Origin of the sequence: Methylobacterium frigidaeris (assembly GCF_022179185.1) — a bacterium.
In the GTDB taxonomy this organism is placed as follows: domain Bacteria; phylum Pseudomonadota; class Alphaproteobacteria; order Rhizobiales; family Beijerinckiaceae; genus Methylobacterium; species Methylobacterium frigidaeris.
Window position 1 is genome coordinate 39,524 of record NZ_BPQJ01000013.1, and the last position, 25,356, is coordinate 64,879.

The following is a 25,356-nucleotide window of genomic DNA, read 5'->3' on the forward strand; positions in this document are numbered from 1 at the left end:
CGGTCTCACTTCTTCAGCGTCTCGTAGCCGTTGGTGCGATAGAAGGCCTTGACGTGGTCGGTCTCGCGGTAGCGCGACCGGGTCTCGGCGCTGCCCGGGTCGTAGGCCTGGGCCTCGGTGGTGCCGAGGGGCACGGAAGCGACCGCGGCCGCCGCCGCGGCAGTGCCGCCGCCGAGGGTGCGGAAGAACTGCCGCCGTCCGAGTCCCGTCCCGTCCTTCCGGGTGTCGTCGTCCTGCCGCATCGCGGCTCTCCTCTGTGTGACCGTGCCGTCCACCTCACGCCTCCATGGCGAAGGCTTCGGCCTCGACCGTCGTGAACACCTCGCCGAGTTCGCCGACCGCACGGTAGAACGGGGTTCCGGCCTGCGCCGCAACGTCGGTGAAGAAACGCCCGATCCACGGCTTCAGATGCCGTTCGAAGAAGCGGTGATCCGCCCCAGCCTCCGCGGGCAGTCGCTGCGCGGCGAGGGCCGCCATCACCTCGAGCAGGGTGGCGGCGTGATCCTCCGGCTCGCTCGATGCCGGGTCCCGCTCGAGCCCGAGCGTTGCGAAGTCCTGGCGCACCCGGGCGAGCGGCCGCTCGTTGAGGAAGCCGGTGAGGTAGTAGGAGGCATAGGGCATGATCAGCCCGCGCCCGACACCGATGAACAGGGCGAAGTAGTCGCGGCCGACCGCGCGCATCTCCGCCTCCCGGGCGGCGCGGCCGAGGGCGGCATGGGCCTGGCCGATCGGCGTCGCGTCACCGTCCAGGTTCTGCAGCGTCGTGAGCAAGTCTTGACTCGGCGCACGTCCGAGCAAGGCGGCCAGGAGGTCGTATTCCTGCGCGCGCAGAGCGTCGATCTCGTCGACCGGATCGGGCTCCTGGTTCACCATCACCTCGCGCAACGTAATGTCAGCCCCTCGGCGGCTGCGGGTTTTCATCCGCCTCCATCATTTGGAGGATGCGGCACCCTGTGGCCGGCACCATAGCCGGAAATCAGTGGGGCGCAATTCGACTTTCTAATGCTTCAAATCGGCAGCGCCCCGCCATGACGTCGCAGGCGGGGCGGGGCGGGGGAACCGGGAGCTTTTTCGCGGTGGTCCAGCGAGTTCCGCGAGGGCTCCTCTCCCGTTTGGGACGGCCGCATCACGGCGAAACTCCTGTCATCCCCAGCCGGTCCCGGGACAGCCCGGGATCGGTCGAGCGTCTGGGGAGGAACTGGAGGTGGGAGTGGTCGCGCGTGAGGCTCGGCGGTGCCTCCTGCACCATCTGCTGTCCACAGGGAGGAGGAGAGAGGGCAAGGATCCAAAACGGGTTGTTCTTCAGGGGTGACCGGGATTCGCGCCGGCTCAACGGGAGGCGGGAGACGACCGATGCCCGCCTCGTCCCTGTCGGCCTCGGCGGGAGCGTCCTTCTCCTCCCCGCCACCCCCGAACACCCGCTCCACCATCGCCCGCACGTCCTCGGCCGGGATGAGGCCTCCGGTGCCCGGCACGCCGCCGGGGGTGTTCCAGTCATAGGCGTATTCGCGGGCCTCGCTGACGAAGTCGCGGATCGCCGGATCCACCGACCACATCCGGCGCAATGCCGCGTTGCGCAGGGCCCGGGGCACGCCGGCCCGCAGGAACGGCGCGAGGTCGGTCGCAGCGGTCAGCGCGTCGAGGGAGGGGAGCCGGGCCAGCTCCTCGGGGCTCAAGGCGCCTTCGTCCTCGACGGGCGCCGCCGCAGCAGCCTCGACCGACGGCGCGGCGTCCGGGGCGGCCGCCGGGGGAGCGGCGGGGCGGCGCGCCTCGTCGCGCTTGCGCCGCGACCAGCGGGCGAGGAAGCCGTCGCTCACGGCTCCTCCGTCCGGCGCCGCGCGCCGGCTCCCTGGCGTGCGAGCGCCTCCGGGTCGGCCCGGTCGCGCTTGCGCTTGTGAAAGACCCGCTCGACGTGGAACGCCCGGTAGAAGGCGCCGACCTCGGCCTGGATCTCGGGCGGCATCGGCACCGCCTCGACGATCTCGCCGATGCCCTCCGCCAGCGATTCGCCCTCGTAGGGGTCGGCCGTCACGGTTGCGACCGCGTAGGTCTCCGGCGCCGTCTCGCGCAGGGCCACCCAGAGCGAGGGCTGCGCCGCCGCGAGATTGTCGCCGTAATGGGCGGTCTCCGCCGGGTGCAGCTCGACCTCGTAGGAGCCGGCGTAGAAGGTCTCCTCGTCCTCCGAGGCCGAGAGCCGGGTCCAGGGCGCGGTACCGGGCTGCCCCGGCAGCACTGCGACGGGCAGCCAGGCATGGCTCGCCCAGGGGCCCTTCAGCTTGCGCTTGGCAACCACGACCCCGACGAGGATCAGCTGCGTGCTCATCAGGCTTCTCCCGTCACGACAACGGGAAGGCCCGCGATCAGGTTCTGCGGCTTCATCGTGACGATCCGGTCGCGAGTCATGGCGAGCAGCAGGTAGACCGGCCGGTCGCCGACGCGCGGGTCGGCCCGGGCGGGATCGAGGACCGTGAGCCGGAACAGGGCGATCACCCGCTCCGCCGTCGCGGCGTCGACCGGCTCGCCGCGCCACAGGGCATTGCCGATCCGCGTCCCTTCCGCGTCGAGGCCGACGAACCAGCGCCAGTCCTTGTCCTCGATCGCGGGGAGCGGCGCGACCGCCACATCCACCGCCATCAGGTGGCGCAGGAAGGCCTCGATCGCCCGCGCCAGTCCCTCGCGGCTCCTCGGATCCGCGCCGAGATTGAGCGCCATGCTGAACGCGTCGGACCGGCTCCAGTAGGTCCAGGCATTGTCGGGAGTGAGCACGTCGAGCTCGGACACCGGCTCGCGTCCGAGCATCGCCACGAGGGGCGACTGGCCCCGCGCGCCCTCCGCCTCGTCGATCAGCTCGGCATCGGCGAGGAGCAGCGACCCGTCGGTCACCGAGGCCCGCTGCGGGCGGAAGAACAGCTCGGCGGCGCGCAAGGTGTAGGGGTCGTCACAGCCGTCCAGCGCGTTGCGCAGGATCAGGTGGACGAGCTGGTTGAGGAACAGCGGCGGCGTACCGGCAGCCCCCTGCCGCACGAGGTCGAGATAGGCCGACTCGACGGAGCGCGCGGCGAGCAGCCGGTCGCGGAAGGCGAGGATGAAACCCCAGTTCTCCCGCGCATCGGCATCCGCCAGGGCCGCGATCTCCGCCGGTGTGACCGGGCGGCGGGGATCGCCGAGGAGCGCTGCGTGCAGGGCCCGCTCGGCCGGGCAGGCTTCGTCCGGCGGCACCAGCTCGGGCCGGGCGAGATAGGCCAGCAGCAATTCGTCGGTGACGGCGAGGCCGCCGCCCTCGTCGCGCCGGGTGAGGTGATGGCCGCTCGAGACCCAGAACTCGGTCATCAAGGCTTTCCATTGAGCAGGCCCGCGAGGTCGACCCGCTCCTCGGGCGCCTCGTCGGTCTCGTAGAAATCGAAGGCACGGGCATAGGCGTGGCGCCGGTCGGTGCCGGGAACGGCGCCCTCCCGCGGGCGCAAGGCCCGGAAGCGCTCGCGGATCTCGCCGTCTTCCAGGGTGCGGTGCAGCGCCAGCACCGTGCCGACCGGCGGGCCGCAGAGCGATTCCGCCACCGCGATCTCCTCGCGGGCGGCGGCCAGGGCGCTGTCCCGGTCCGGCGCGCCGAGACGGGCCTGGAACTGCCCTGCCAAGACCTCGGTCGCGGCGGCGCGCTCGGCCTCGCTCGCGTCGCTCACCACCACGAGGGTCGAGAAGCCGAAGGAGTCGATGCCGAGGAAGCCGGCCCGGAACGCCGCCCGGGCCTTGCCGGTCAGCGCCGCCGGATCCTCGTCGAGGAAGAGGAAGCTGCCGGTCACCGCCCATTCGCCGGGCGGGGCGGCGTCGGGGAAGACCAGGGTGTCGGAGGGGTCGAGCCGCAGGGTGCGGGGAAGCTTGAGGCTCACAGGCGCGGACCTCCCCGGATCGGGTCGAACCAGCCGGTCCCGTCGAGGTGCACCGTCTCCGGATCGGCGTCGAGATAATCGCGGCCCCGCGCGAGCGCCGCGGCGGGACCGTCCTCGGCCCAGAGCGAGAGCCCGCGCAGCAGGTGGCGGGCGAAGCTCTCGACGAGCGCGTCGGCACCGGCCTCGAAGCCCTCCTCCTCCAGCGAGGTCGAACCGGGGGTGTGGCCGGGATCGCCGGCCTCGCGCTTGGAGGCGATCAGCATGGCGGAGAAGACCAGCCAGTCCGGCACCGCCTCCTCGGCGCAAGCCTGCGGCCAGCCCAGGCGCCCGCCGCCGAGCCGGGCACGGTCGAAGAACAGGGTGCCGGCGGCATCCAGCGTCACCGGCTTGTCGGGCGGGGCGTGGCTGCCGACCGCCTCGGCGAGCGCCGTGAGGCCGACGAGCCCGACGCGGCGGGCGACGGACAAAGGCTCCTCGGGGGCCAGCACCACGGCGACCTCCACCGTGCCGGGCCGGGCCCCGACCACCAGGGTGCCGGCGGCCTCGTCGTCGCCCCGGGCGAGCGCGCAGGCCCGCTCGTGCGCCGTCCCGGCGGAGGCGTCCGTGAGACGCAGCGGCCGGAAGGCGGGAGGCAGCATCAGGCCGGAGGGATCCGCGAGGGTCATGAGGGGGATGGCGTTGCCTGCGCGCACGTGTCGGGTCGTTCTTTTTAACGGCTCGTATATAGCGCTGGAGCGGTGAACAAGGGGCATGACGCCCCAGGGGCGCGGCCGGCCCCGGCTCCCGGAGCCGGCGGAACCGCTGAGCCGCGTGCCCGGTCGGAGAATCCTGTGGTGTCGGATCGGATCGTGATCGCCTGTTCCTGCGAGGGCAGCATGCCCCTCAATGCGGCGGCGATCGGCAAGGCCTGCGGCGGCCAACTGGAGACGGGCGACCAGCTCTGCGGGCGCGAGCTGGAGCGGGTGCGCGCGGCCTTGGCGTCGGGCAGCCCCGTCACCGTGTCCTGTACCCTCAAGGCGCCGCTCTTCCGCGAGGTGGCCGAGGAGCTGGGCGCCGAGGACCGCGTCGCCTTCGCCAATATCCGCGAGAATGCGGGCTGGTCGTCGGAGGCGGACGCGGCGGGGCCGAAGATGGCGGCGCTGCTGGCCGCCTCCGCCGAGCCGATGCCGAGCCCGGCGAGCGTGAGCTTCGAGAGCCGGGGCGTCGCCCTGGTCTATGGCCGCGACGAGGTCGCGATCGAGGCCGGAAGGCGGCTGTCCGACCACCTCGACGTCACGGTGCTGCTCTCCCGCCCCGGCGAGGTGGCGCCGCCGCGCTCCGGCGAGATCCCGGTGCTGAAGGGAACCGTGCGGGCGGCGACCGGCCATCTCGGCGCGTTCAGCTTGCGGGTCGACGACACCGCCCTGCCGCTGCCCTCTTCGCGGCGGAGGCTGGAATTCGGGCCGCCCCGGGACGGGGCGACCTCGACCTGCGACATCGTGATCGACCTCACCGGCTTTACGCCGCTCTTCCCGGCCCACGGCTTGCGCAGCGGCTATCTGCGGGCCGATCCCCGCGACCCGGCGGCGGTCGAGCGGGTGCTGTTCGAGGCCTCCCACCTCGTCGGCACCTTCGACAAGACCCGCTTCGTCGATTTCCACGCCGAGCTCTGCGCCCATTCGCGCTCGCGCATCACCGGCTGCACCCGCTGCCTCGACGTCTGCCCGACCGGCGCCATCGCGCCCGCCGGCGACCATGTCGCCATCGATCCTCACGTCTGCGCCGGCTGCGGCTCCTGCGCCTCGGTCTGCCCGACCGGAGCGGCAGCCTACGCCCTGCCACCGGCCGACGCGCTGATGCGGCGCCTGCGAACCCTGCTCACCGCCTATCGCAAGGCGGGCGGCACCGCCCCGGTGCTGCTGATCCACGACGAGGCGCATGGGGCGCCGCTGATCGACGCGCTCGCCCGCTTCGACGATGGGCTGCCGGCCGACGTGCTGCCCTTCCCGGTCAACGAGGTGACGCAGATCGGCCCCGAGACGATCGCGGCAGCCTTCGCCTACGGCGCGGGCGCGGTGCGGTTCCTCGTTCGGGGCAAGCCGACGCACGACGTCGCAGCCCTCGCCCGCAACGCCGCCCGGTTCGACGCAGTGGCGCAGGCCCTCGGCTACGGACCGGCCTCGGGGGGAGCTGTCATCTCGCTGATCGAGACCGACGATCCGGAGGCCTTGGGAGCTGCCCTCGCGGCGGGCGCCCGCGGCACGCCCGCCCCGGTCCCGTCGGGCTTCATGCCGGACGGCGACGTCCGGAGCGTGCTGCGCTTCGCGGTCTCGGAGCTGCACCACGCTGCGCCGCAGCCCGTCGACCGAGTGCCGCTCGATGCCGGCGCGCCCTTCGGGAGCCTCGCCTTCAAGACCGAGGCCTGCACCCTCTGCCACGCCTGCGTGGGCGCCTGCCCGACGGGGGCGCTCGCCGACGATCCCGACCGCCCGCGCCTGACCTTCGCCGAGAGCGCCTGCGTGCAATGCGGCCTCTGCGCCGCGACCTGCCCGGAGGATGTGATCGGCCTCGTGCCGCAGCTCGACTTCGCCGCCTGGGCGGCGCCGCGCCGGGTCCTCAAGGAGGAGGAGCCGTTCGACTGCATCGCCTGTGCCAAGCCCTTCGGCACCCGCAGCACCATCGAGCGGGTGATCGGCCGCCTACGCGACCGGCACTGGATGTTCGCCGGGCAGGCCGGCGAGCAGCGGATCAAGGCCCTGATGATGTGCGACACCTGCCGGGTCTCGCACGTCCTCAACGAGGGCTTCGACCCGCACGCGGCGGAAAGCAACCGGCCGCGGACCTCGGAGGATTACTTCCGGGCGCGGGGGGCGTGAGGGGTCACGCCCTGATGCCGCCGGCGATCCGGGACAAGTCACCGATGACGACCGGAACGTCGATCCCGGTCGCCAGCTGCGAGCCGTGGCTGGTGCCGGTGCGTCAGCCGTAGTAACTCGTCCGGCGGTAGGCCTCAGAGGCGACGTTGAGGCGGTCGAGTACCAGTGCGGCCCGGTCTTCGAGCTTCGCCCACATGGTCTCCGGATCGTACGCGTCCCAGGCGCGGCGATCCTCCCGACGGATGCTGCGATTGTTGCGGACCGCGCTCCGGTCGAGCCCGCCTCACCGCGTCGCCTCCTCCAGGAACCGCACCAGGGCCGCCCGGTCCTCCGCCGTCGTGATCGTCTGCTCGGGCATCTTGGTGCCGGGGGTGAAGCGGGCGGGGCCGATCTCGAACAGGCGGGCGATGGTCTCAGGCGTCCACACGATGTCGAGCCGCCGGAAGGCCGGGGAGTAGGGGTAGTCCGGCACCGTCGCGATGCGGCGGCCGAACACGCCGTGGAGGGTCGGCCCGGCGCGGTTGCCGCCATCCGGGGTCAGGGTGTGGCAGGCCTCGCAGGCGCGGAACACCTCGGCGCCCCGGTCGCCTGCGAAACCTGCCAGCGCGTCCGCCGGCCGGGTCATGGCGAGGGGGCCGATCGGCTCGCCGGTGCGCAGGTCCCAGCGCCGCACCAGCCGGTCGCCGCCGCCGGTGACGAGTTCGTCGTTGCCGCGGAAGGCCAGGGACCAGACCGGCAGGCCGGGCCCGACCAGGGTGAGCCGCACCCGCGCCTCGTCCCGATCGATGACCGCCACCGCGCCGCCCACCGTCGCGGCGGCGAGCCTGCGCCCGTCGGGGGAGAGCGCCAGGGCCACCACCGGCCGGGGGCCGACCTCCAGGCGCGCGCGGATGCCGCCGTCCGGCCGCAGCAGGTACAGGCTGCCGTCGGCGCCCGCCGCCGCGATCTCGCCGTCGGCGGCGGCCGTCACGGCGTTGGCCGGGCCTTCGAGCTGCACCGTGACGGCGGGCCCCGCCTCCGGCCAGATCCGCACCGTCCCGTCGTAGCCCGCGGTGACGAGGCGCCCGTCGGGCAGGAACGCGACGCCGTTGACGTTGCCCTGGTGCCCCTCCCGCACCAGGGCGGGGCCGCCGTCGAGGGGCGTGATCCGGGCGGTGCCGTCCCAGGACGAGGAGGCGATCCGCCGCCCGTCCGGCGCCACGGCGAGGCCGGAGACCGGGCCGGCATGGGTCGCGAGGATCCGCTCGGGCCCGGAATCGTCGCGCCAGAGGGCGATCCGCCCATCCTCGCCGCCGGTGAGGAGCCCCCCATCGGGCAGGAGCGAAACGGCGTTCACCGCCCCGTCATGGATCCGCAGCACCCGCAGCGCCGCCCCGTCCTCGAGCGACCACAGGATCGCCGAGGCATCGAAGCTGCCGGAGAGCGCGCGTTGCCCGTCCGCCGTCACGGCGAGCGCCCGCACCGGTCCGCCATGGCCGCGCATCGGCGCCTCGGCGCGGGCCGTGACGGCGAGGGCCCCCAGGAACGCGGCGAGTGAGGCGGCGAGGGCGAGTCGGAGGGAGGCAGGCATGCGGTACGGTCCGGGCGGGGTGGACCGGGTCTACGCGCCCCGGTCCCGGGCCGGGAAGAGGCCGGAACGCCACGGCTCCGGCATCTCGGCAGGGAGATGGCGGGCGAGGTGGATTCGCAGACCCCTGGACGGCGATCGAACCCGGCCCGATCCGTTCCCGGCCTGAGCCCCTTCGCGCCCGGGCTCACGAATCGACTTCGCCATGTCACATCCTCGCACTCCAACCAGAGTACGCAAAGTCAATGGGATCTTCTGGAAAAATGGAGTTCGCCTATGAAATTATCTCGTCGTTGACGCCCTCGATCGAAAAACAATATTGTGGCGATGTCGCCGCGATCCGCGGCCGGATCGTCTGATAATATTTTACTTCAAGGGGCGGAGTCGGGCATGACGTCGAATGAGATCATTCCGGTGAACAAGGATCCGGTGCCCGGCTGGAAAGGTGGCTTCTCGACGTCCAACCTGGCTTTCGCCTATCCCGAGCCGGTTTTGGCGTCGCTTCCGCTGCTCGACAACATGGCGAACATCGACAAGCTGGAGCGGCAGGTCCACGTCCTCTGGCCGGAATTCAGCTGGGAGACGGTCCCGGGCGATCCGGAATCGCGTTGCTTCCAGATGTTCGCGCCCGACATCTCCCGCGCCGGCTACGACGCGACCGGGCGGATCTGGTCGATCATCTGCCCGCAGCAGGGTTCGGCCTCGCCGACCCTCGGCAGCCTGAACATCGAGGTCAGCGTCACCGGCCAGCGTGGCTGGGTCGACGAGAGCGTGACGAACCGCGAGTACGACCTGCTCGCCGCCGACATGACCGTGGCCGGCAAGGTCTGGTTCGGCCCCAGCGCGCGGGACAAGGAGGCCTACGCCGTCATCAAGGCCCTGTTCGACGAGCGGGGCCTGCCCTTCCCCCTCGACAAGGCCCACGCGATCCAGGTCACGCTCCACCAGATCGGCCAGCCGGACGTGCCGGCCATCGCGGTACGCTCGGGTCTGGCCAACGGCTTCGAGAGCCCGCCCTTCGCCCGGCACGAGAGCGAGGCCTGGGGCGTCGCCAACGTGGCGGTGGAGATCGGTCCGATCGTCCCGACCGGGCACGCACTGGTCGACGAGTTCAATGCCCTGGTCATGGACGCGTTCAACCTTGCCTCGGGCAACATCCTGCAGCCGAAGAACATCCTGACCTGGAACGTCTGGTTCGATGCCCCGACTCTCGTCGATCGGGAGGAATGGGCGAACCACGCCGCGTACTGGCGCGCATCGATCGATGCCGACCACGGCTCGCCGGACGGGCCTGGGACGACGCCGCGCTACTTCGACGGGAAGCCTTTCGTGCCGCTCGCCCGGGCCGAGGACGAGGAGGCCAGGATCGGCGCGTGGCTGAAGGAGCGTTTCGGGGTCACGCTGCCCGGCGGCGCGGCGATCACAGCCTAGAATCTCACCCGCCGAGGCGGATACCGGCTCGGCGGTAAACATGAGTGAGGAAGATGATCAGCAGAGTCGCCCTCTGCCGCTCTGCCGCCGTCTTCCACGGATGGCGCCGGCAGGGCCCCGGCGCGGCCCTGGTCCGCGCCGGGCTCGCCGATCTCGCGGCGCGCGGGGCCGGCGGCTGCGTCGTGCTGGGCGATCCCGGGTTCGACCGCCGGTCCGGCCTCGCTCAGCACCCCCCCTCGTCCTCGCGGGTGTCCCGGCAACGTATGTCCAGGCTCTGCGCGTCCGGGACGAGAGGCCGGCCGGGGCGGTACGGTCCCATCCCGCCTTCGCGCCCGGCTGAGGGCCGGTGCGGCGCGTGCCAGGCATCCACCCGGTCGCTGCTCCCGCGACATTTTCTCCGCCGGGTCCGCCGCCCGGCGCCGAAACCTTGATCCCCGCCGACGCTTGCCGCATCGGCTCACCTCCGTCCCGGGATCAGGACAACCTCATGGCCTCGCCCTCCCATCCGGGCACCCGCCGGTGACGCCGCGGGCGTCCACCGCCGCGCTGATGCCGCTCGCCGAGGCGGTGGCGGCGCTCGTCGCTCTGGCGCGTCCGGTCGCGGCCGTGACGGTGCGGGCGGCCGACGCCATGGGCGCCGTGGCGGCGGAGGACGTCGCGGTCGCGGCCGGCCGGCCGGACACGCGAACCGCCCTGCGCGACGGCTGGGCGGTGAAAGCCGCCGGGATCGTCGGCGCCTCGTCCTACGCGCCGGTACGGCTCGCCCATGCCCCCGCCTGGGTCGAGGCGGGCGCGCCGCTGCCCGCCGGCGCCGACGCCCTGCTGCCGCCCGAGGCGACCGGTCCCGATCCGCGGGACATCGAGGCCGAGGCCGCGACGGGGGAGGGCACCCGCGCGCCCGGGGCCGAGTTGCCGTCCGGCGCACGCCTTGTGGCGGCGGGCGAGCGGGTGAGTGCCTTGCAGGCCTTCGCCCTCGCCGCGGCCGGCCTCGCACAGGTCCCGGTGCGCCGGCCGCGCCTGCGGCTCCTCGCGGCCGCGCCCGACACCCTCTCGCCACTGCTCGGCGCCTGGATCGCCGCCCGCGGCGCCGCCGTCGATTCGGCGGTGCGGCCGGCGGAAGCCGGCGCTCTCGCCGACACCCTGCGGGACCCCGGTGCCGATGCCGTGGTGGTGATCGGCGGCACCGGACCCGGGCGGAGCGACGCCAGCGCCGCCGCCCTGGCGCGGGCCGGGCGGCTCCACGCCCACGGCATCGCCCTGCGGCCCGGCGAGAGCGCCGGCTTCGGCGAGGCGGCGGGGCGGCCGGTGCTGCTGCTGCCGGGCCGGCCGGACGCGGCCCTCGCCGCCTGGCTCGCGCTGGGCCGGCCGCTGCTGGCGGCCCTCGCCGGCGCCGGTCCCGACGCGACGCACACCGTGGCCCTCACCCGCAAGGTCGTCTCCGTCATCGGCCTCACGGAGGTGGTGTTCCTGCATCGGAGCGGCGCCGGCGCCGCCCCCCTCGGCGGGGCCGAGATCCCGCTCCACCGTCTGGTCCGGGCCGACGCCGCCCTGCTGGTGCCGCCGGCCCGCGAGGGCTATCCCGCCGGGACCCCCGTCGAGGTGCTGCCGCTTTGACCCTCTCCCCCGCCGACACCGTCCTCACCCGTCTCGCCGCCTCCTCGCGCCAGGAGCAGTTCCTGGCGGTGGTGAGCCGGGACGAGGCGATGGCGCGCTGGCGCGAGGCCGTGCCGCACGCGGCGCTGCCGCCCGAGACCGTGCCGTTGCCGGAGGCGCTGGGCCGGGTGCTCGCCGCCGACATCGCCTCGCCGATCGACGTGCCGCCCTTCGACCGCGCCCTGGTGGATGGCTTCGCCGTGCGGAGCGCCGACACCGAGGGGGCGAGCGAGGCGGAGCCGCGCCGCCTCGTCCTCAACCGCGAGATCCTGGCCTGCGGGGTCGCGCCCGCCCACATCGTCGGTCCCGGCACCGCGACGCCGATCGCCACCGGCGGCGTGCTGCCGCGCGGTGCCGACGCGGTGGTGATGATCGAGGCGACCGACTTCGAGGACGGGCCGGAGCCGGCGATCGCCCTGGGCCAGTCGGTGGGTCCGGGCCGGTTCGTCGGCTACGCGGGCGCCGACATGGCGCGGGGCGAGACGGTGCTCCGCCGCGGCACCCTGGTCACCGCCCGCGAGATCGGCATGCTGGCGGCCTGCGGCCTCGCCGAGGTCGCGGTGGTGTGCCGGCCCCGCGTCGCGGTTCTCTCCACCGGGGACGAGCTGGTGTCACCGGGCTCGGCCCTGGCTCCGGCTCAGCTCTACGATTCGAACGGCGCCATCGTGGCGGCGAGCGTGACCGAGAATGGCGGCCTCGCCATGCCGGGCGGCATCGTGCCGGACGACGAGGCCGCGCTCGAGAACGCCCTCCGGACCGCCCTGGCGACGGCCGATCTCGTCGTCCTGTCGGGCGGCACCTCGAAGGGGGCGGGCGACGTCTCCCACCGCATCCTGTCGCGGCTGGGCGAGCCCGGCATCCTGATCCACGGCGTGGCGCTCAAGCCCGGCAAGCCGCTCTGCCTGGCGCTGGCCGGCAGCGTTCCGGTGGTGGTGCTGCCGGGCTTCCCGACCTCGGCGATGTTCACCTTCCACGAATTCGTGGTGCCGCTGATCCGGGCGCTCGCCGGCCTGCCCGCCCGCGAGGAGGAGAGCGTGGAGGCGCACCTGCCGCAGCGCCTCGTCTCCGAGCTCGGCCGCACCGAATACGTGATGGCGGCACTCTCCCGCGGCACGGACGGGCCGGGAGAGCAAGGGTTCGTGGCCCTGCCCCTCGCCAAGGGCTCGGGCGCGGTCACGGCGTTCTCTCAGGCCGACGGGTTCTTCGCGGTGCCGGCGAACCGCGCCGGGATCGAGGCCGGCGAGACCGTCCGCGTGTCCCGGATCGGCCGGGCGGCACGGCCGCCGGACCTGATGATCGTCGGCAGCCACTGCCTCGGGCTCGACCGGCTGGTCGGGCACCTCGCCGGCCGCGGCGTCTCGGCCCGCACGCTCTGGGTCGGTTCGGCCGGGGGCCTCGCGGCGTTGCGCCGTGGGGAATGCGACCTCGCCGCCATGCACCTCCTGGACCCCGAGACCGGACGCTACAACGCGCCCTACCTGACCCCCGGCCTCGCCCTGGCGCCGGGCTGGCGCCGGCTGCAGGGCGTGGTGTTCCGGCCCGGCGATCCTCGCTTCGAGGGATGCTCCGCGCAGGACGCAGTGGCCGGGCTCCTCGCCGACGACGACGCCGTGATGGTCAACCGCAACACCGGCGCCGGCACGCGGGCGCTGGTCGAGGGGCTGCTGAACGGCGCCCGGCCCGCCGGCTACTGGAACCAGCCGCGCTCGCACAACGCCGTCGCGGCGGCGGTGGCGCAGGGCCGGGCCGATTGGGGCGTGGCGATCTCCACGGTGGCCGACGCTTACGGCCTCGGCTTCCTGCCGCTGACCGGGGAGCATTACGACTTCGCCTACCGCGAGGCCCGCCGCGACGAGCCGGCGCTGGCGACGTTCTTAGGCCTCCTGGATGATCCGGCCCTGGCCTCCGACCTCGCCGGCCTCGGCTTCGCCCGGGAGGGAGCGTGACGATGCGGGTGATCGGCCTCGCGGGCTGGTCCGGGGCGGGCAAGACGACACTGCTCGTGCGGCTGATCCCGATCCTGCGCGGTCGGGGCCTGCGGGTCGCGACGCTCAAACACGCCCACCACGCCTTCGACGTCGACCAGCCCGGCAAGGATTCCTTTCGCCACCGCGAGGCCGGCGCCTCCGAGGTGATCGTCTCGTCGAGCCGCCGCGTCGTGCAGATCCGCGAGGTCGAGGAGGAGGCGCGCCTGCCGGGGCTGCTGCGCCTCGTCTCCCCTTGCGACCTCGTGATGGTCGAGGGCTTCAAGCGCGAGGCGCATCCGAAGCTCGAGGTCTACCGCCACGCCAACGGTCGCCCGCCGCTCCACCCGGACGATCCCCGCATTGTCGCGGTGGCGAGCGATCACCCGTTTCCGGAGGCCGGCCGTCCGGTCGTGCCTCTCGACGCGGTGGAGGCGGTCGCCGATATCGTTCTGGCGCGGTCGGAGCCCCTCGCCGCGGTTCTGGAGAGGCTGATTTCTCATGGCGCAGCTGACTGACGACTGCTTCGCCTTCGGCGGCCCGCTTCTCTCGGTCGAGGAGGCCGCCGCCCTCATCGGCGAGCGGCTGCCGGTGCTCGCCGGGATCGAGACAGTGCCCCTCGTCGAGGGCGACGGGCGCATCGCCGCCTCGGACGTTCTGGCCGGCCTCGACCTGCCGCCCTTCGACAATTCCGCCGTCGACGGCTACGCCGTGCGCTTCGCCGACCTCGCGGCGGGGCCCGAGACGGTGCTGCCGGTGCGCGGCCGCATGCCCGCCGGCGCCGCGCCGGAGAGTGCCACGCCGGAGAGTGCCGGGCTCAGAGCTGGCGCGATACGGATCTTCACCGGGGCGCCGATGCCGCCGGGGGCCGATACGGTGTTCATGCAGGAGGACGTCCGGCGCGAGGGCGACACGGTCGCGCTGCCCGCCGGCCTCAAACCCGGCGCCAACCGGCGGCTCGCCGGCGAGGACGTCGTCCGCTCCAGCCTCGTGATTCCCGCCGGCCGCCGCCTGACCCCGCCGGATCTCGCGCTCGCCGCCGCCACCGGCCACGCGACGGTCGCGGTGCGCCGCCGCCTGCGGGTCGCGGTCTTCTCGACGGGCGACGAGCTGGCCGAGCCGGGCGCCCCGTTGCGGCCGGGCGCGATCCACGATTCGAACCGCGTGCTCCTGATCGCGCTCCTGCGCCGCCTCGGCACCGAGGTGAGCGACCTCGGCATCCTGCGCGACGACCCCGCTATCCTGCCCGACCGCCTCCGGGCGGCGGCGGCCGGCCACGACCTCATCCTCACCTCGGGCGGCGTCTCGACCGGCGAGGAGGACCACGTCAAGGCGGCGGTGGAGGAAGCGGGCCGGCTGGTGTTCTGGCGCCTCGCGGTCAAGCCCGGCCGGCCGGTGGCGATGGGGCTCATCGGCGACACCGCCTTCGTCGGCCTGCCGGGCAATCCGGTCGCCGTCTACGTCACGCTGCTGTTCGTGGTCCGCCCGCTGCTGGCCCGCCTCGGCGGCGCCCTCCTGGATGTGCCACCGAGCGAGCCCGCCCGCGCCGCCTTCCGCTACGCCAAGAAGGCCGGGCGGCGGGAATACGTCCGCGTCTCGCTGCGACGGGGCGCCGACGGGGTGGTGGAGGCGGTGAAGTTCCCGCGCGACGGCGCCGGCGTGCTCTCGTCCCTCACCGGCAGCGACGGGCTCGCCGAATTGCCGGAGGCGATGACGGGCGTGGAGCAGGGAAATCGTATCGAGGTTTTTCGCCACCCGCTGCTGTGGTGAGGCGGGAGGCCCATAGACCGTGTCACGTCCGTGACACGACGTCCTGGACGACCCGCATCCGCATGCTTACGCTTCCGGCGTCACAGGCGCGTCGGACGCGGAGTCGGGGTCATGGGTTTGGGTTCCCTGGGTGTGGGTTCGTTGACGGTCCGGCTGGTGACCGGTGCGACGGTGGCGCTCGCGGCGACGCAGGCCTTCGCGGCCGATGAGCCCTCGCGCCTCGACCACATCATCGAGCGCAAGGTTCTCAACGTCTGCACGACCGGCGATTACCGCCCGTTCTCGTACCGTCCCGACGGCGCCAACGACTTCGTCGGCATCGACATCGATCTCGGCCGCTCGCTGGCCAAGTCGCTCGATGCCGAGGCGGTCTTCATCCAGACCAAGTGGTCGAACCTGCTCGCCGACTTCAAGGCCAAGTGCGACGTCGCGATGAGCGGCATCTCGGTGACGCTGCCGCGGCAGCGCGAGGCGTTCTTCAGCGAGATGTATCTCGTGAACGGCAAGGCGCCGATCGTGCGCTGCGAGGACGTCGCCAAGTACCAGACGACGGAGACCATCAACCAGCCCTCGACCCGCGTCGTCGTGAATCCCGGCGGCACCAACGAGCGGTTCGCCCGCGCCAACCTCGCCAAGGCGCAGATCCAGCTCTTCCCGGACAACCGCGTCATCTGGCAGGAGATCGCGCAGGGCCGCGCCGACGTCATGGTCGCCGAATCCGTCGAGGTGAAGCTCCAGGAGACGCTGCATCCCGGCCTGTGCGCGGTGAACCCCGACCGGCCGCTCCAGTACGGCGAGATGGGCTTCCTGCTGCCGCGGGGCGACACGGTGTTCAAGGCCTATGTCGACCAGTGGCTGCACCTGGCGAAGGCCTCGGGCGAGTTCGACCGGATCTTCACCGCCAACATGAAATGATGGCCGGCTCGGGACGGGCGCCGGCATCGGTCCGGGCCCCGGGATCCCTGCGCCGGCCGCGCTCGCCCGATCGTTCCATCGCGGCTCGCGCCGCGGAACGGTCAGGCAGGACCGGAGCCGCGTCGAGAGGTCCGGAGCGTCGGCTTCCGGGCTAGGCGGCCGTCCGCAGCCTTGCCACCGCGCCGACGATCTGCCGAAGCTGAAACGGCTTCTGCAGCCGCAAAGGCCAGCCAAGGATTGCCGCGCTTCTCGAAGACCGTCCACCGGACGGTGACCATGCCGTTCGCCGCGGACAGGGCACCGTACTCAAGGCGTTGGTCGCCAGTTCGTGCAAGGCCAGCGTCAGCACCTCCGCAACTTCGGGAGACAGTACGACCTCCGGCCCGTCGAGGTCGTACTGCCCTTCATGCTGCGCCTGAACGCTCACTTCATCGCGCACGATACCGGTGATGCCCATGCTGGCATCGGCGGCGCGGGTCAAAAGCGCCTGGACGCGCGAGGGCGAGCAGGCGGCCGATCATCAGCTCGGCGTATTCGGGCACGCTCGCGGCCTGCTCGCCGGTGCGCCAGGTCGCCGAACGGATCATCGCCATGATGTTGCGCACGCGGTGCTGCAGCTCGGCCAGCAGCACGGCCGAATGCTCGGCGGCGAGCCTGGCTTCGGTCACATCCTCGGCGATGCCGCCGACGCGCGGGATGTCGCCATTGTCACGAAGGGGAAAGTCGGTGTTCGTGATCCAGCGGAATGCGCCGTCCGAGGGCCGCCGGATGCGGAACTCGTGCACGGCCGTCTCGCCCCGACGCGCGTGTTCGAGGTGTCGGAGGGCGACGTCGCGGTCCTCGGGCACGATGGAGAGCCGCCCAGCGCTGAACCTCGCCGAGGATGGCGTCGGGCGGAGTGCCATGGATCGTCTGGATGGCAGGGCTGAGATACTCCATGGCGAGCGTCGCGGCATTGCGCAGCCACAGGCCCGCGGCCGAGGCGTTGGCAAACTGCGCGAAGCGCTCCTCGCTCTCGCGCACGGCGATCTCGGCTCGCTTCCGGTCGGTGATGTCCAGCGTGGAGAGCAAGATGCCGTCGTTGGCTTGGGCGATCGTCTGCAGGAACCAGCCATCGAATTGATCATGAGCGTAGAAGTTCTCGTGGGTGATCGGGGTGCCGGTCTCCATCACCTCCAGAAATTTGCCCCAGATGCCAGACTCTACGACTGCCGGATTCTCCGTCAACGAGCGCTGGCCTGCTCTGGGTCCCCATCGATCATTCCATTGCTTGTCGGTGAGCAGCCAATCGAAATCGCCGATCGCACCGTTCGCGTCTCGCACAGCTTCGAAGAGTTGAAGAATTTGCAGCGAGCTGTCGAAGGTGGCCTGCAAAAGCTGGTTCGATCTCACTATTTCCTGCTCGGCGGCCTTGCGCTCCGTGATATCTTCGAACACGAAACCGAGCAGCGGGCTTCCCTCCGGGCCGATGCGGCTGCACTGCGTCCGATACCAGCGCTTCAGACCGTCGTTGAAGCTCTCCTTCGTCTCCGACATGCCGCTCGACGAGACCCGGTCGTAGAAGGCGAGCCATTCGTCCTCGATGTCCGGTGCGACCTCCCTCGTCCTCAGTCCGGGGTAAGGCTGGAACCCGGCCTGCTGCGCATAGGCTCGGTTCGGGCTGCAACGGTGGCTTCCCGCCCCCGGCAGTCCCTTGCCATGACCGGTCCGCCTGCACCTCACTCCTAATCGGCTCTCCGGGCGATCGCCCGTTCCGCATTCACACGCTCCGCCCAGCCCAACGCCCTGTCCTCCCCTTTGAGGCCGAGGAGCCGCGCCCCGCCGACATCGGCATTCCTGAACTCCGCTCCCGCAACGGTGGCGCCGGTCAGGTCGGCGCCGGACAGGTCCGCGCCCATCAGCACCGCACCGGTGAGGTCGGCGCCGCGCAGGTCGGCGAAGTCGAGCCGGGCACGGCCGAGATCAGCGCCCCGCAGGTTCGCCCCGGAGAGGTTCACCGACACGAACACCGTCCGCATCAATCCCATGGACTGGTTCTTGATATCGGCCCCGCCCTTCAGATCGGCGAGGATCGCGCCGCTCATGATGGCACCCCGGAAATCGCCGATCGGCACCGAGCGGCTGAGATCGGCGCCACTGAGATTGGCCTCCCGAGCGGTGATGCCGAACATCCGCGCCCCGACAAGCTTTGCCCCCGACAGGTCGGCCTTGAGGAACCAGGATTGCTCGAGATTGGCACCGCTCAGGTCGGTGCCGCGCAGGCTCGCCCGGTTCAGGCGCGCGGTGCGCAGGTTCGCCCCCCGGAGGTCCAGGCCAGAGAGATCGAGACCGGACAGGGCCTTGTTCGAGAGATCGATCGGCCGGCCCGCGGCCCCGGCGATCATCGCCTCGATATCGGCCCGGCTCACCTCGGCCCGCGTCATCGCGGGCGAGGCCATGTCGGCACCGAGCAGCATGTCCTGCTCGGCACCGGCCGGGCCCGCCGCCAGGGCGGCAAGCGCGGCGAAGAGTGCGAGATTCGAGACGAGGGCGCGCATCGTGTCACTCCCATCGGGGTGCGGCGCCGATTGATCGAGCGCCTGCCGGTTGCCCACAAGAGAGCACCACGCCGTCCCCGAGGCGAGGGGCACGAACGGCCAAAGACCGCGCGGGCCGGGAGAGCCGGCCCGCGCGAGGCCCCTCAATGCCCGTGCGCGTGCTCCCGCACCGGCTCGGGCGCCTGCACTGCCCCCGGCGCCGAATCCAGGTTCTCCTCCCGCACCCGCTTGCGCTGAAAGAACCGCATCGCGACGACGAAGAAGACCGGGACCAGGATCACCGCCAGCACAGTGGCGGAGATCATCCCGCCCATCACGCCGGTGCCGATCGCCTGCTGGCTCTTCGAGGCCGCGCCGGTCGCGATCGCGAGTGGCACGACGCCGAAGATGAAGGCGAGCGAGGTCATCACGATCGGCCGGAAGCGCAGGCGCGAGGCCTCGATCGTGGCCGGGACGAGCTTCGTGCCGGGTCTCCAGAGTTCGCGTGCGAACTCGATGATCAGGATCGCGTTCTTGGCCGAGAGGCCGATGATCGTGATGAGGCCGATCTTGAAGTACACGTCGTTGGGCATGTCCCGGATGAGGACGCCGGCGACCGAGCCGATCACGCCGAGCGGGATGACGAGCATCACCGCGAGCGGGATCGACCAGCTCTCGTAGAGCGCGGCCAGGCACAGGAACACGATCAGCACCGAGAGGGCGAGGAGCAGGGTCGCCTGAGAGCCCGCCTGTTTCTCCTGCAGCGACTGGCCGGTCCAGGCGTAGCCGAAGCCTTTCGGCAGCTGCGTCATCAGCCGCTCCATCTCGGCGATCGCCTCGCCGGAGGTGAAGCCCGCCGCCGGCTCGCCGGTGAAGCGGACCGACTGGTAGCCGTTGAAGCCGATGATCTGGGCCGGGCCGACGCTCCACTTCAGGTCGGCGAAGGACGACATCGGCACCATCGTGCCGAGATGGTTCTTGACGCTGTAGTTGAGGAGGTCGGTGGCATTGAGGCGCTGGCCGTCCTCGGCCTGGACGATCACCCGCTGCATCTTGCCCCGGTTGGGGAAGTCGTTGGTGTAGACCGAGCCGAGATTGACCTGGATCGTGTCGTTGATGTCGGCGAAGTTGACGCCGAGCGCTGCCGCCTTCTCGCGGTCGATCACCAGCTCCGCCTGCGGCGCGGGCGGCAGGCCCTCGACGTAGACGTTCTTGAGGATCGGGCTCTTGCGGGCGAGCGACAAGAGCTGCTCCTGGGCGGCCATCAGCGCCGCGTAGCCCTTCTGGGCCCGGTCCTGGAGGCGGAAGCTGAAGCCCGAGGCGTTGCCGAGGTTGTCGATCGGCGGCGGCTCCAGCGCCTGGATCACCGCGTCGCGGTAGCCCGCCATCGCCTTGTTGGTGCCGGCCACCAGCGCCGCGGCCGACTGGTCCTTGCCGCGCTCCGACCAGGGCTTGAGCGTCACGAAGGCCTGCGAGGTCATCTGGCCCTGGCCCGAGAACGAGAAGCCGTTGACGATCGTGACCGTGGCGACGCCCGGCTGGGCCATCAGGTACTCCTCGGTCTTCTTCACCGCCGCGAGCGTGCGGTTGAACGAGGAGCCCGGCGGGGTCTGGATGTCGACGGTGAAGAAGCCCTGGTCCTCGACCGGCAGGAAGCCCTCGGGCAGGCGCACGAACGCGTAGGCCACGCCCGCGACCAGGATCAGGTAGACCACCATCATCCGGCCGGCCTTGGCGACGGCCCAGGCGACGCCGCGGCCGTAGCGGGCGGTCTCACGGTCGACGATCCGGTTGAACCAGCCGAAGAAGCCGCGCTTGGCGTGGCCGTGCCCAGCCTCGACCGGCTTCAGCAGCGTGGCGCAGAGCGCCGGGGTCAGCGACAGCGCCAGGAAGGCCGAGAAGGCGATCGAGGTCACCATCGCGATCGAGAACTGGCGGTAGATGATGCCGACGGAGCCGGGGAAGAACGCCATCGGGATGAACACCGCGACGAGCACCAGCGTGATGCCGATGATCGCGCCGGTGATCTGGCCCATCGCCTTGCGGGTCGCCTCCTTCGGCGACAGGCCCTCCTCGGACATGATCCGCTCGACGTTCTCGACCACCACGATCGCGTCGTCGACCAGGATGCCGATCGCCAGCACCATGCCGAACATGGTGAGCACGTTGATCGAGAACCCGGCGAGCAGCATGATCGTGCAGGTGCCGAGCAGCGCGATCGGCACCACGATCGTCGGGATCAGGGTGTAGCGGATGTTCTGCAGGAACAGGAACATCACGATGAACACCAGCACCACCGCCTCGACGAGGGTGTGGAGCACCTTCTCGATCGAGGCCTCGACCGCCGGCGTGATGTCGTAGGGAATGTCCCACTTCACCGTGTCGGGGAAGAACTGCGACAGTTCCTCCATCTTGGCGCGGATGGCCTTGGCGGTGTCGAGCGCGTTGCCGTCGGGGGCGAGCGTCACCGAGATGCCGGCGGCCGGCCCGCCGTTGAGGCGGGTGGTGAACTTGTAGTCCTCGCCGCCGAGCTCGATGCGGGCGACGTCGCGCAGGCGCACTGTCGAACCGTCCGGGTTGGCGCGCAGCACGATCGCGCCAAACTCCTCGGGGGCCCGCATCTGGCCCTTCACGACGATCGGGAAGTTGACCTTGTGGACCTCCGGGCTCGGCTGAGCGCCGACGGCGCCGGACGCGATCTGGACGTTCTGTCGCGTGATCGCCTGCGTCACGTCGGAGGCGTTGAGCGACAGGCCGCGCAGCTTGTCGGGATCGATCCAGACGCGCAAGCTGCGCTCGGTCGAGTACAGGGTGGCGCGCCCGACGCCCGGGATGCGGCGGATCTCGTTGATGACGTTGCGGATCAGGAAGTCGCCGAGCGCGACCTCGTCCATCGATCCGTCCTTGGAGACGAGAGTGATGATGTTGAGGGTCGCGGCCGAGGCCTCCTCGACCAGGATACCCTGCTGGCGCACTTCCGCGGGCAGCCGCGCCTCGACGCGCTTGAGGCGGTTCTGCACCTCGACGCCGGCATAGCCGGGATCGGTGCCGGGCTCGAAATTGGCGGTGATCTCGATGACGCCGAACGAGTCGCTCGCCGATTCGAAGCTCTGGATGTTGGCCGCGCCGTTCAGCTCATCCTCGATGAGGCGCGTCGTGCCGGTGTAGAGATCCTCCACCGAGGCGCCCGGGAAGGCGGTCGAGAGGGCGATCGAGGGCGGCGCGATGATCGGGTATTGCGCCACCGGCAGCATCGGGATCGTCAGCACGCCCCCGAGGCAGATGAACAGCGCGACGACCCAGGCGAAGATCGGCCGGTCGATGAAGAAGCTGGCCAAGGTGCGGTCCTCCCTCAGCGCTGCTCGGTCGAGGCCGGCGCGGGATGCGCGCCCGCCGCCGCCATCGTGGTGGTCTCGAACGGCACGGCCGCGACCTTGGTGCCGGCGACGATCTTCTGGAAGCCCTCGGCGACGACGCGGTCGCCCTCCTTCAGCCCGTCGCGGATCACCCACTGGCCCTCGACCACCGGGCCGACCTCGACCGGCTGCAGCACCACCTTCTCGTCCTGACCGACGAGCCAGACCTGGGCGCGGCCGTCATTCGAGCGGTGCACCGCTTGCTGCGGCACCGCGATGGCGTCGGAATCGATGCCCTGCTTGATCCGGGCGCGGACATACATGCCGGGGAACAGCTCGCCGTGCGGGTTCGGCACCACGGCGCGCAAGGTCACCTGGCCGGTGCTCGGGTCGGCGGTCACGTCGGAGAAGAGCAGCCGGCCGGGCTCCGGATAGAGCGAGCCGTCGTCCATGATGACGCGCACGCTCGCCACGTCGGCGGCGAGGCGGTCGAGCTCGCCGCTGGCGAGGTCGCGGCGCAGCTTGTTCAGCTCGCCGACGGACTGGGTGATGTCGACGTAGATCGGGTCGAGCTGCTGGATCGTCGCCAGGTTGCTCGCGGCGCCCTGCTCGACGAGCGCACCCTCGGTGACGAGGGCTCGGCCGATGCGGCCCGAGATCGGCGCCCGCACGTCGGTGTAGCCGAGGTTGAGCTGGGCGCGGTCGCGGGCGGCCTTGGCGCCGGCGACCTCGGCCTCGGCCTGCTTCTGGGCCGCGAAGGCGGCGTCGTACTGCGCTTGGCTCGCGGTCTGGCGGGTAAGCAGGGTCTCCAGGCGCTCCGCCTGCTGGCGGGCCAGCACCAGGGCGGCCTCGGCCTTGGCCAGCGTCGCCTCGGCGCTGGCGAGGTCGGCCCGGAACGGCATCGGGTCGATCTTGTAGAGGAGGTCGCCCTCCTTGACCTGGCTGCCCTGCTCGAAGGTCCGCTTGATGACGAGGCCGGCGACCCGGGCTCGCACTTCGGCGATGCGGGTCGGCGCGGCGCGGCCGGGCAGGTCGCGCTCGTAGGGGATCGGCTGGTGCTTGACCGTGACGATCGAGACTTCCGGCGGGGCCGTCGGGGCCGCGGGGGCGGCGGCCTGCTCGGCCGGCTTGCAGGCGGCGAGCCCGAGGAAGAGGGCGGTCGCTCCGAGGAGGATGCGGCGGCGTTGGGTCACGGGTCGGTCTTTCCTGCTCGGTGGGGAAGCCACCACGGCGCAGCGCGCCGCCGGGCTTCCGGGCATGAGGGGCCAGGCATAAGTCCAGGCATGGGTCCAGGCCTGGCGGGCCCGGGCTTCGCGGTCTGGGCGAGCCGCGGTCCGCGGCTCGAGGGCAGAACGCGGCGCGGCTCGGTCGGGCGTCGTTATCGGTATCGGTCCGGCTCTCGACGTCGGACAGGCGCACGGCATCGGTCGAACCGAGGATGGTCGCCGAACGGCTCGTCCCGTCAAGAGGCTCGCAGGGTTCCGAGGCGGAGATATGACGCTACGTCCGGTTCGGCAGCGGGAGCCGGACCGGCGCCGTCAGGCGCTGCGTTTCGGCGGGCGCTCGGGCAGGGCGGCGCCGGCCTGGACGAGGGCGCCGAGGCGGCGTGGGGGCCGCAGGGCGGCGGCGCCTGCCGCCGTGTCCTCGGCCGGGCCGGCGAGGATCACGCTCGCGGCCCCGCCATCGTCTGGACGGGGATTGTCGACGCCGCTCGCCGTGAGGGTGCAGGCCGGGCTCTTCACCCAGTGCGCGTGCAGGCTCGCCATCGGCGAGGCACCTTGCGCCGCGCGCAGCACGGGCTGGGGACGGCCGCCCGCGGCATCCGCCGCCGACATCGCCAGAAGGGCGAGGCCGAGGCCGAGAAAGGCGGTCGCGCAGAAACGCGCGAGGGATGTCCAGAAACGACCGGTCACGGAACGGGACAGTGGGGGTTCCAGCCGCACCGCACAAGACGCCGCGACATTCTGTCAGGGCCCGCGCGAAGTCCGGACGGTCGGGGCCGGGGACTTGATCGAACCGGCGCACCGCCGTACCGGTTTTTCGAAAGCAATGCCGGGAGGAGACCCCATGAGCGCGCCGCGGGACGTCTACATCTGCGATTACGTGCGCACGCCGATCGGCCGCTACGGCGGCGCGCTCGCCAAGGTGCGGGCGGACGACCTCGCGGCCGTACCGCTGGCGGAACTCGTGCGGCGCAACCCGGCCCTGAAGGAGGCGGTCGAGGAGGTGTTCCTCGGCTGCGCCAACCAGGCCGGCGAGGACAATCGCAACGTCGCCCGCATGGCCCTGCTCCTCGCCGACTACCCTGAGCGGGTGCCGGGCCTGACCCTCAACCGCCTCTGTGCCTCCGGCCTCGACGCGGTCGGCGCGGCGGCGCGGGCGATCCGGGCCGGCGACCTCGACCTCGCGGTGGCGGGTGGCGTCGAGTCGATGACCCGGGCGCCGTTCGTGATGGGCAAGGCCGAGGGCGCGTTCCAGCGCCAGGCCGAGATCCACGACACCACGATCGGCTGGCGCTTCATCAACCCGGTGCTCAAGCACCAGTACGGCGTCGATTCGATGCCGGAGACCGCCGAGAACGTCGCCGAGGACTACCAGGTCGGCCGCGCGGACCAGGACGCCTTCGCGCTGCGCTCGCAAGCCCGCGCCACCCGTGCGCAAGGAGACGGGACGTTCGCCGCAGAGATCGTCGCGGTCGAGATCCCCGACCGCAAGGGCGGGCACATCAAGGTCGAGCGCGACGAGCATCCCCGGGCAGACACCACCGCGGAGGGCCTGGCGAAGCTCAAGCCCTTCGTGAGGAAGGACGGCACGGTGACCGCCGGCAACGCCTCCGGCGTCAACGACGGCGCCGCCGCCCTGGTGCTGGCGACGCGGGAGGCCGCCGAGCGCCACGGCCTCACCCCCATCGCCCGGGTGCTCGGCCTCGCCTCGGCGGGCGTGCCGCCGCGGGTGATGGGCATCGGGCCGATCCCGGCGGTGGAGAAGCTCTGCGCCCGCCTCGGCCTCAAGCCGTCCGACTTCGATGCGGTGGAGTTGAACGAGGCCTTCGCCTCGCAGGCGCTCGCCTGCCTGCGCGGCCTCGGCCTGCCCGACGATGCCGACCACGTGAACCCGAATGGCGGCGCCATCGCGCTCGGCCACCCGCTCGGGATGTCGGGCGCCCGGATCGCCGGCAGCGTCGCCCTCCAGCTCGGCCGGAGCGGTGGGCGGCTCGGCCTCGCGACGATGTGCGTCGGCGTCGGCCAGGGCGTGGCGCTGGCGGTCGAGCGCGTCGGCTGAACGGCGCGCCATCGGCGGCGGAGCGGGGCAGGGCACCCGCTCCGCCGCGGACGGAGCCGCGGCGATCCTGACGTTTCGCGGCGATCCTTCGAATTCATTCGATCGCCCTATCGTGCCGCACTGCACCATGGCGGGGCCGCGCGGCATGGGCTAAGTATGA

General features: G+C 72.0%; 22 protein-coding genes. 8 read left to right on the forward strand and 14 right to left on the reverse strand.

Annotated features, from left to right (window positions below; translation table 11 throughout):
* Positions 1-5 precede the first annotated feature (5 nt).
* The 7 genes from MFF64_RS15200 to MFF64_RS15230 form a co-directional block, all read right to left on the reverse strand.
* Positions 6-242, reverse strand: a complete 237-nt coding sequence (locus MFF64_RS15200) for a formate dehydrogenase (RefSeq protein WP_238191385.1) — start codon at positions 240-242, stop codon at positions 6-8.
* Positions 243-276: 34 nt separating this feature from the next.
* Positions 277-873 carry a TorD/DmsD family molecular chaperone gene (locus MFF64_RS15205; protein WP_207768127.1) on the reverse strand — a complete coding sequence of 199 codons (597 nt, stop codon included), beginning with the start codon at positions 871-873 and terminating at the stop codon, positions 277-279.
* Between the two features lie 134 nt (positions 874-1,007).
* Positions 1,008-1,817, reverse strand: coding sequence for a DUF3306 domain-containing protein (locus tag MFF64_RS15210; RefSeq protein ID WP_238191388.1), 810 nt, complete (start codon positions 1,815-1,817; stop codon positions 1,008-1,010).
* Positions 1,814-2,323, reverse strand: a complete 510-nt coding sequence (locus MFF64_RS15215; protein ID WP_099903731.1) for a DUF3305 domain-containing protein — start codon at positions 2,321-2,323, stop codon at positions 1,814-1,816. The genes MFF64_RS15210 and MFF64_RS15215 overlap by 4 nt, the downstream gene beginning before the upstream one ends.
* Positions 2,323-3,330 (reverse strand): DUF6352 family protein, encoded by a 1,008-nt coding sequence (locus tag MFF64_RS15220; protein WP_099903733.1) that lies wholly within the window; start codon positions 3,328-3,330, stop codon positions 2,323-2,325. The genes MFF64_RS15215 and MFF64_RS15220 overlap by 1 nt, the downstream gene beginning before the upstream one ends.
* Complete coding sequence (locus MFF64_RS15225; protein ID WP_238191390.1) at positions 3,330-3,887, reverse strand: DUF6505 family protein; 558 nt, start codon at positions 3,885-3,887, stop codon at positions 3,330-3,332. Before MFF64_RS15225 ends, MFF64_RS15220 begins: the two co-directional genes overlap by 1 nt.
* Positions 3,884-4,579: a biotin/lipoate--protein ligase family protein gene (locus MFF64_RS15230; RefSeq protein ID WP_238191392.1), complete on the reverse strand. Its 696-nt coding sequence runs from the start codon at positions 4,577-4,579 to the stop codon at positions 3,884-3,886. The genes MFF64_RS15225 and MFF64_RS15230 overlap by 4 nt, the downstream gene beginning before the upstream one ends.
* 183 nt (positions 4,580-4,762) lie before the next feature.
* Here MFF64_RS15230 and MFF64_RS15235 point away from each other — a divergent pair, with 183 nt between their 5' ends.
* Positions 4,763-6,742, forward strand: a complete 1,980-nt coding sequence (locus tag MFF64_RS15235) for a 4Fe-4S binding protein (RefSeq protein ID WP_238191479.1) — start codon at positions 4,763-4,765, stop codon at positions 6,740-6,742.
* A 283-nt stretch (positions 6,743-7,025) separates the two neighbouring features.
* On the opposite strand, the gene MFF64_RS15240 is transcribed toward MFF64_RS15235, so the two are convergent.
* Complete coding sequence (locus MFF64_RS15240) at positions 7,026-8,312, reverse strand: c-type cytochrome (RefSeq protein ID WP_099903184.1); 1,287 nt, start codon at positions 8,310-8,312, stop codon at positions 7,026-7,028.
* 387 nt (positions 8,313-8,699) lie between these two features.
* Here MFF64_RS15240 and MFF64_RS15245 point away from each other — a divergent pair, with 387 nt between their 5' ends.
* From MFF64_RS15245 to MFF64_RS15270, 6 genes are all read left to right on the forward strand, one after another.
* Positions 8,700-9,740: a hypothetical protein gene (locus MFF64_RS15245; protein ID WP_238191394.1), complete on the forward strand. Its 1,041-nt coding sequence runs from the start codon at positions 8,700-8,702 to the stop codon at positions 9,738-9,740.
* Between the two features lie 519 nt (positions 9,741-10,259).
* Entirely contained in the window at positions 10,260-11,354 is a 1,095-nt protein-coding gene (locus MFF64_RS15250) for a molybdopterin-binding protein (protein ID WP_099904135.1), read from the forward strand.
* The gene (locus tag MFF64_RS15255) at positions 11,351-13,339 is read left to right on the forward strand and encodes a molybdopterin biosynthesis protein (protein WP_238191396.1); all 1,989 of its coding nucleotides are present in this window, start codon (positions 11,351-11,353) and stop codon (positions 13,337-13,339) included. The genes MFF64_RS15250 and MFF64_RS15255 overlap by 4 nt, the downstream gene beginning before the upstream one ends.
* Before the next feature lie 2 nt (positions 13,340-13,341).
* Positions 13,342-13,875, forward strand: coding sequence for a molybdopterin-guanine dinucleotide biosynthesis protein B (gene mobB, locus MFF64_RS15260; protein WP_238191481.1), 534 nt, complete (start codon positions 13,342-13,344; stop codon positions 13,873-13,875).
* Complete coding sequence (locus MFF64_RS15265; RefSeq protein WP_238191397.1) at positions 13,859-15,127, forward strand: molybdopterin molybdotransferase MoeA; 1,269 nt, start codon at positions 13,859-13,861, stop codon at positions 15,125-15,127. The genes mobB and MFF64_RS15265 overlap by 17 nt, the downstream gene beginning before the upstream one ends.
* Positions 15,128-15,238: 111 nt before the next feature.
* Positions 15,239-16,042, forward strand: coding sequence for a transporter substrate-binding domain-containing protein (locus MFF64_RS15270; protein WP_238191399.1), 804 nt, complete (start codon positions 15,239-15,241; stop codon positions 16,040-16,042).
* 151 nt (positions 16,043-16,193) lie between these two features.
* Here the strand turns inward: MFF64_RS15270 and MFF64_RS15275 are convergent, their stop codons facing one another.
* The 6 genes from MFF64_RS15275 to MFF64_RS15305 form a co-directional block, all read right to left on the reverse strand.
* Positions 16,194-16,499: a hypothetical protein gene (locus tag MFF64_RS15275; RefSeq protein WP_238191401.1), complete on the reverse strand. Its 306-nt coding sequence runs from the start codon at positions 16,497-16,499 to the stop codon at positions 16,194-16,196.
* On the reverse strand, positions 16,471-17,169 hold the full coding sequence (locus tag MFF64_RS15280; RefSeq protein WP_309296452.1) for an HWE histidine kinase domain-containing protein: 699 nt from the start codon (positions 17,167-17,169) through the stop codon (positions 16,471-16,473). Before MFF64_RS15280 ends, MFF64_RS15275 begins: the two co-directional genes overlap by 29 nt.
* A gap of 597 nt (positions 17,170-17,766) precedes the next feature.
* Positions 17,767-18,579, reverse strand: coding sequence for a pentapeptide repeat-containing protein (locus MFF64_RS15290; RefSeq protein WP_238191408.1), 813 nt, complete (start codon positions 18,577-18,579; stop codon positions 17,767-17,769).
* Between the two features lie 143 nt (positions 18,580-18,722).
* Positions 18,723-21,896, reverse strand: coding sequence for a multidrug efflux RND transporter permease subunit (locus MFF64_RS15295; RefSeq protein ID WP_099908367.1), 3,174 nt, complete (start codon positions 21,894-21,896; stop codon positions 18,723-18,725).
* Positions 21,897-21,910: 14 nt separating this feature from the next.
* On the reverse strand, positions 21,911-23,107 hold the full coding sequence (locus MFF64_RS15300; RefSeq protein WP_238191410.1) for an efflux RND transporter periplasmic adaptor subunit: 1,197 nt from the start codon (positions 23,105-23,107) through the stop codon (positions 21,911-21,913).
* A gap of 345 nt (positions 23,108-23,452) precedes the next feature.
* The gene (locus tag MFF64_RS15305) at positions 23,453-23,827 is read right to left on the reverse strand and encodes a hypothetical protein (RefSeq protein WP_099908363.1); all 375 of its coding nucleotides are present in this window, start codon (positions 23,825-23,827) and stop codon (positions 23,453-23,455) included.
* A gap of 154 nt (positions 23,828-23,981) precedes the next feature.
* On the opposite strand from MFF64_RS15305, the gene pcaF reads away from it, so the two are divergent.
* A complete protein-coding gene (pcaF, locus tag MFF64_RS15310; RefSeq protein WP_099908361.1) occupies positions 23,982-25,196 on the forward strand; it encodes a 3-oxoadipyl-CoA thiolase in 1,215 nt (404 codons plus the stop codon).
* Positions 25,197-25,356: the final 160 nt, after the last annotated feature.

What these genes read in the sequence shown, in the direction of transcription:
- MFF64_RS15200 (WP_238191385.1), bottom strand. Translation starts at nt 242, where the DNA reads ATGCGGCAGGACGACGACACCCGGAAGGACGGGACGGGACTCGGACGG.
- MFF64_RS15205 (WP_207768127.1), bottom strand. Translation starts at nt 873, where the DNA reads ATGGTGAACCAGGAGCCCGATCCGGTCGACGAGATCGACGCTCTGCGC.
- MFF64_RS15215 (WP_099903731.1), bottom strand. Translation starts at nt 2,323, where the DNA reads ATGAGCACGCAGCTGATCCTCGTCGGGGTCGTGGTTGCCAAGCGCAAG.
- MFF64_RS15220 (WP_099903733.1), bottom strand. Translation starts at nt 3,330, where the DNA reads ATGACCGAGTTCTGGGTCTCGAGCGGCCATCACCTCACCCGGCGCGAC.
- MFF64_RS15235 (WP_238191479.1), top strand. Translation starts at nt 4,763, where the DNA reads ATGCCCCTCAATGCGGCGGCGATCGGCAAGGCCTGCGGCGGCCAACTG.
- MFF64_RS15240 (WP_099903184.1), bottom strand. Translation starts at nt 8,312, where the DNA reads ATGCCTGCCTCCCTCCGACTCGCCCTCGCCGCCTCACTCGCCGCGTTC.
- MFF64_RS15245 (WP_238191394.1), top strand. Translation starts at nt 8,700, where the DNA reads ATGACGTCGAATGAGATCATTCCGGTGAACAAGGATCCGGTGCCCGGC.
- mobB (WP_238191481.1), top strand. Translation starts at nt 13,342, where the DNA reads ATGCGGGTGATCGGCCTCGCGGGCTGGTCCGGGGCGGGCAAGACGACA.
- MFF64_RS15265 (WP_238191397.1), top strand. Translation starts at nt 13,859, where the DNA reads ATGGCGCAGCTGACTGACGACTGCTTCGCCTTCGGCGGCCCGCTTCTC.
- MFF64_RS15270 (WP_238191399.1), top strand. Translation starts at nt 15,239, where the DNA reads ATGGGTTTGGGTTCCCTGGGTGTGGGTTCGTTGACGGTCCGGCTGGTG.
- MFF64_RS15275 (WP_238191401.1), bottom strand. Translation starts at nt 16,499, where the DNA reads ATGGGCATCACCGGTATCGTGCGCGATGAAGTGAGCGTTCAGGCGCAG.
- MFF64_RS15280 (WP_309296452.1), bottom strand. Translation starts at nt 17,169, where the DNA reads ATGATCAATTCGATGGCTGGTTCCTGCAGACGATCGCCCAAGCCAACG.
- MFF64_RS15290 (WP_238191408.1), bottom strand. Translation starts at nt 18,579, where the DNA reads ATGCGCGCCCTCGTCTCGAATCTCGCACTCTTCGCCGCGCTTGCCGCC.
- pcaF (WP_099908361.1), top strand. Translation starts at nt 23,982, where the DNA reads ATGAGCGCGCCGCGGGACGTCTACATCTGCGATTACGTGCGCACGCCG.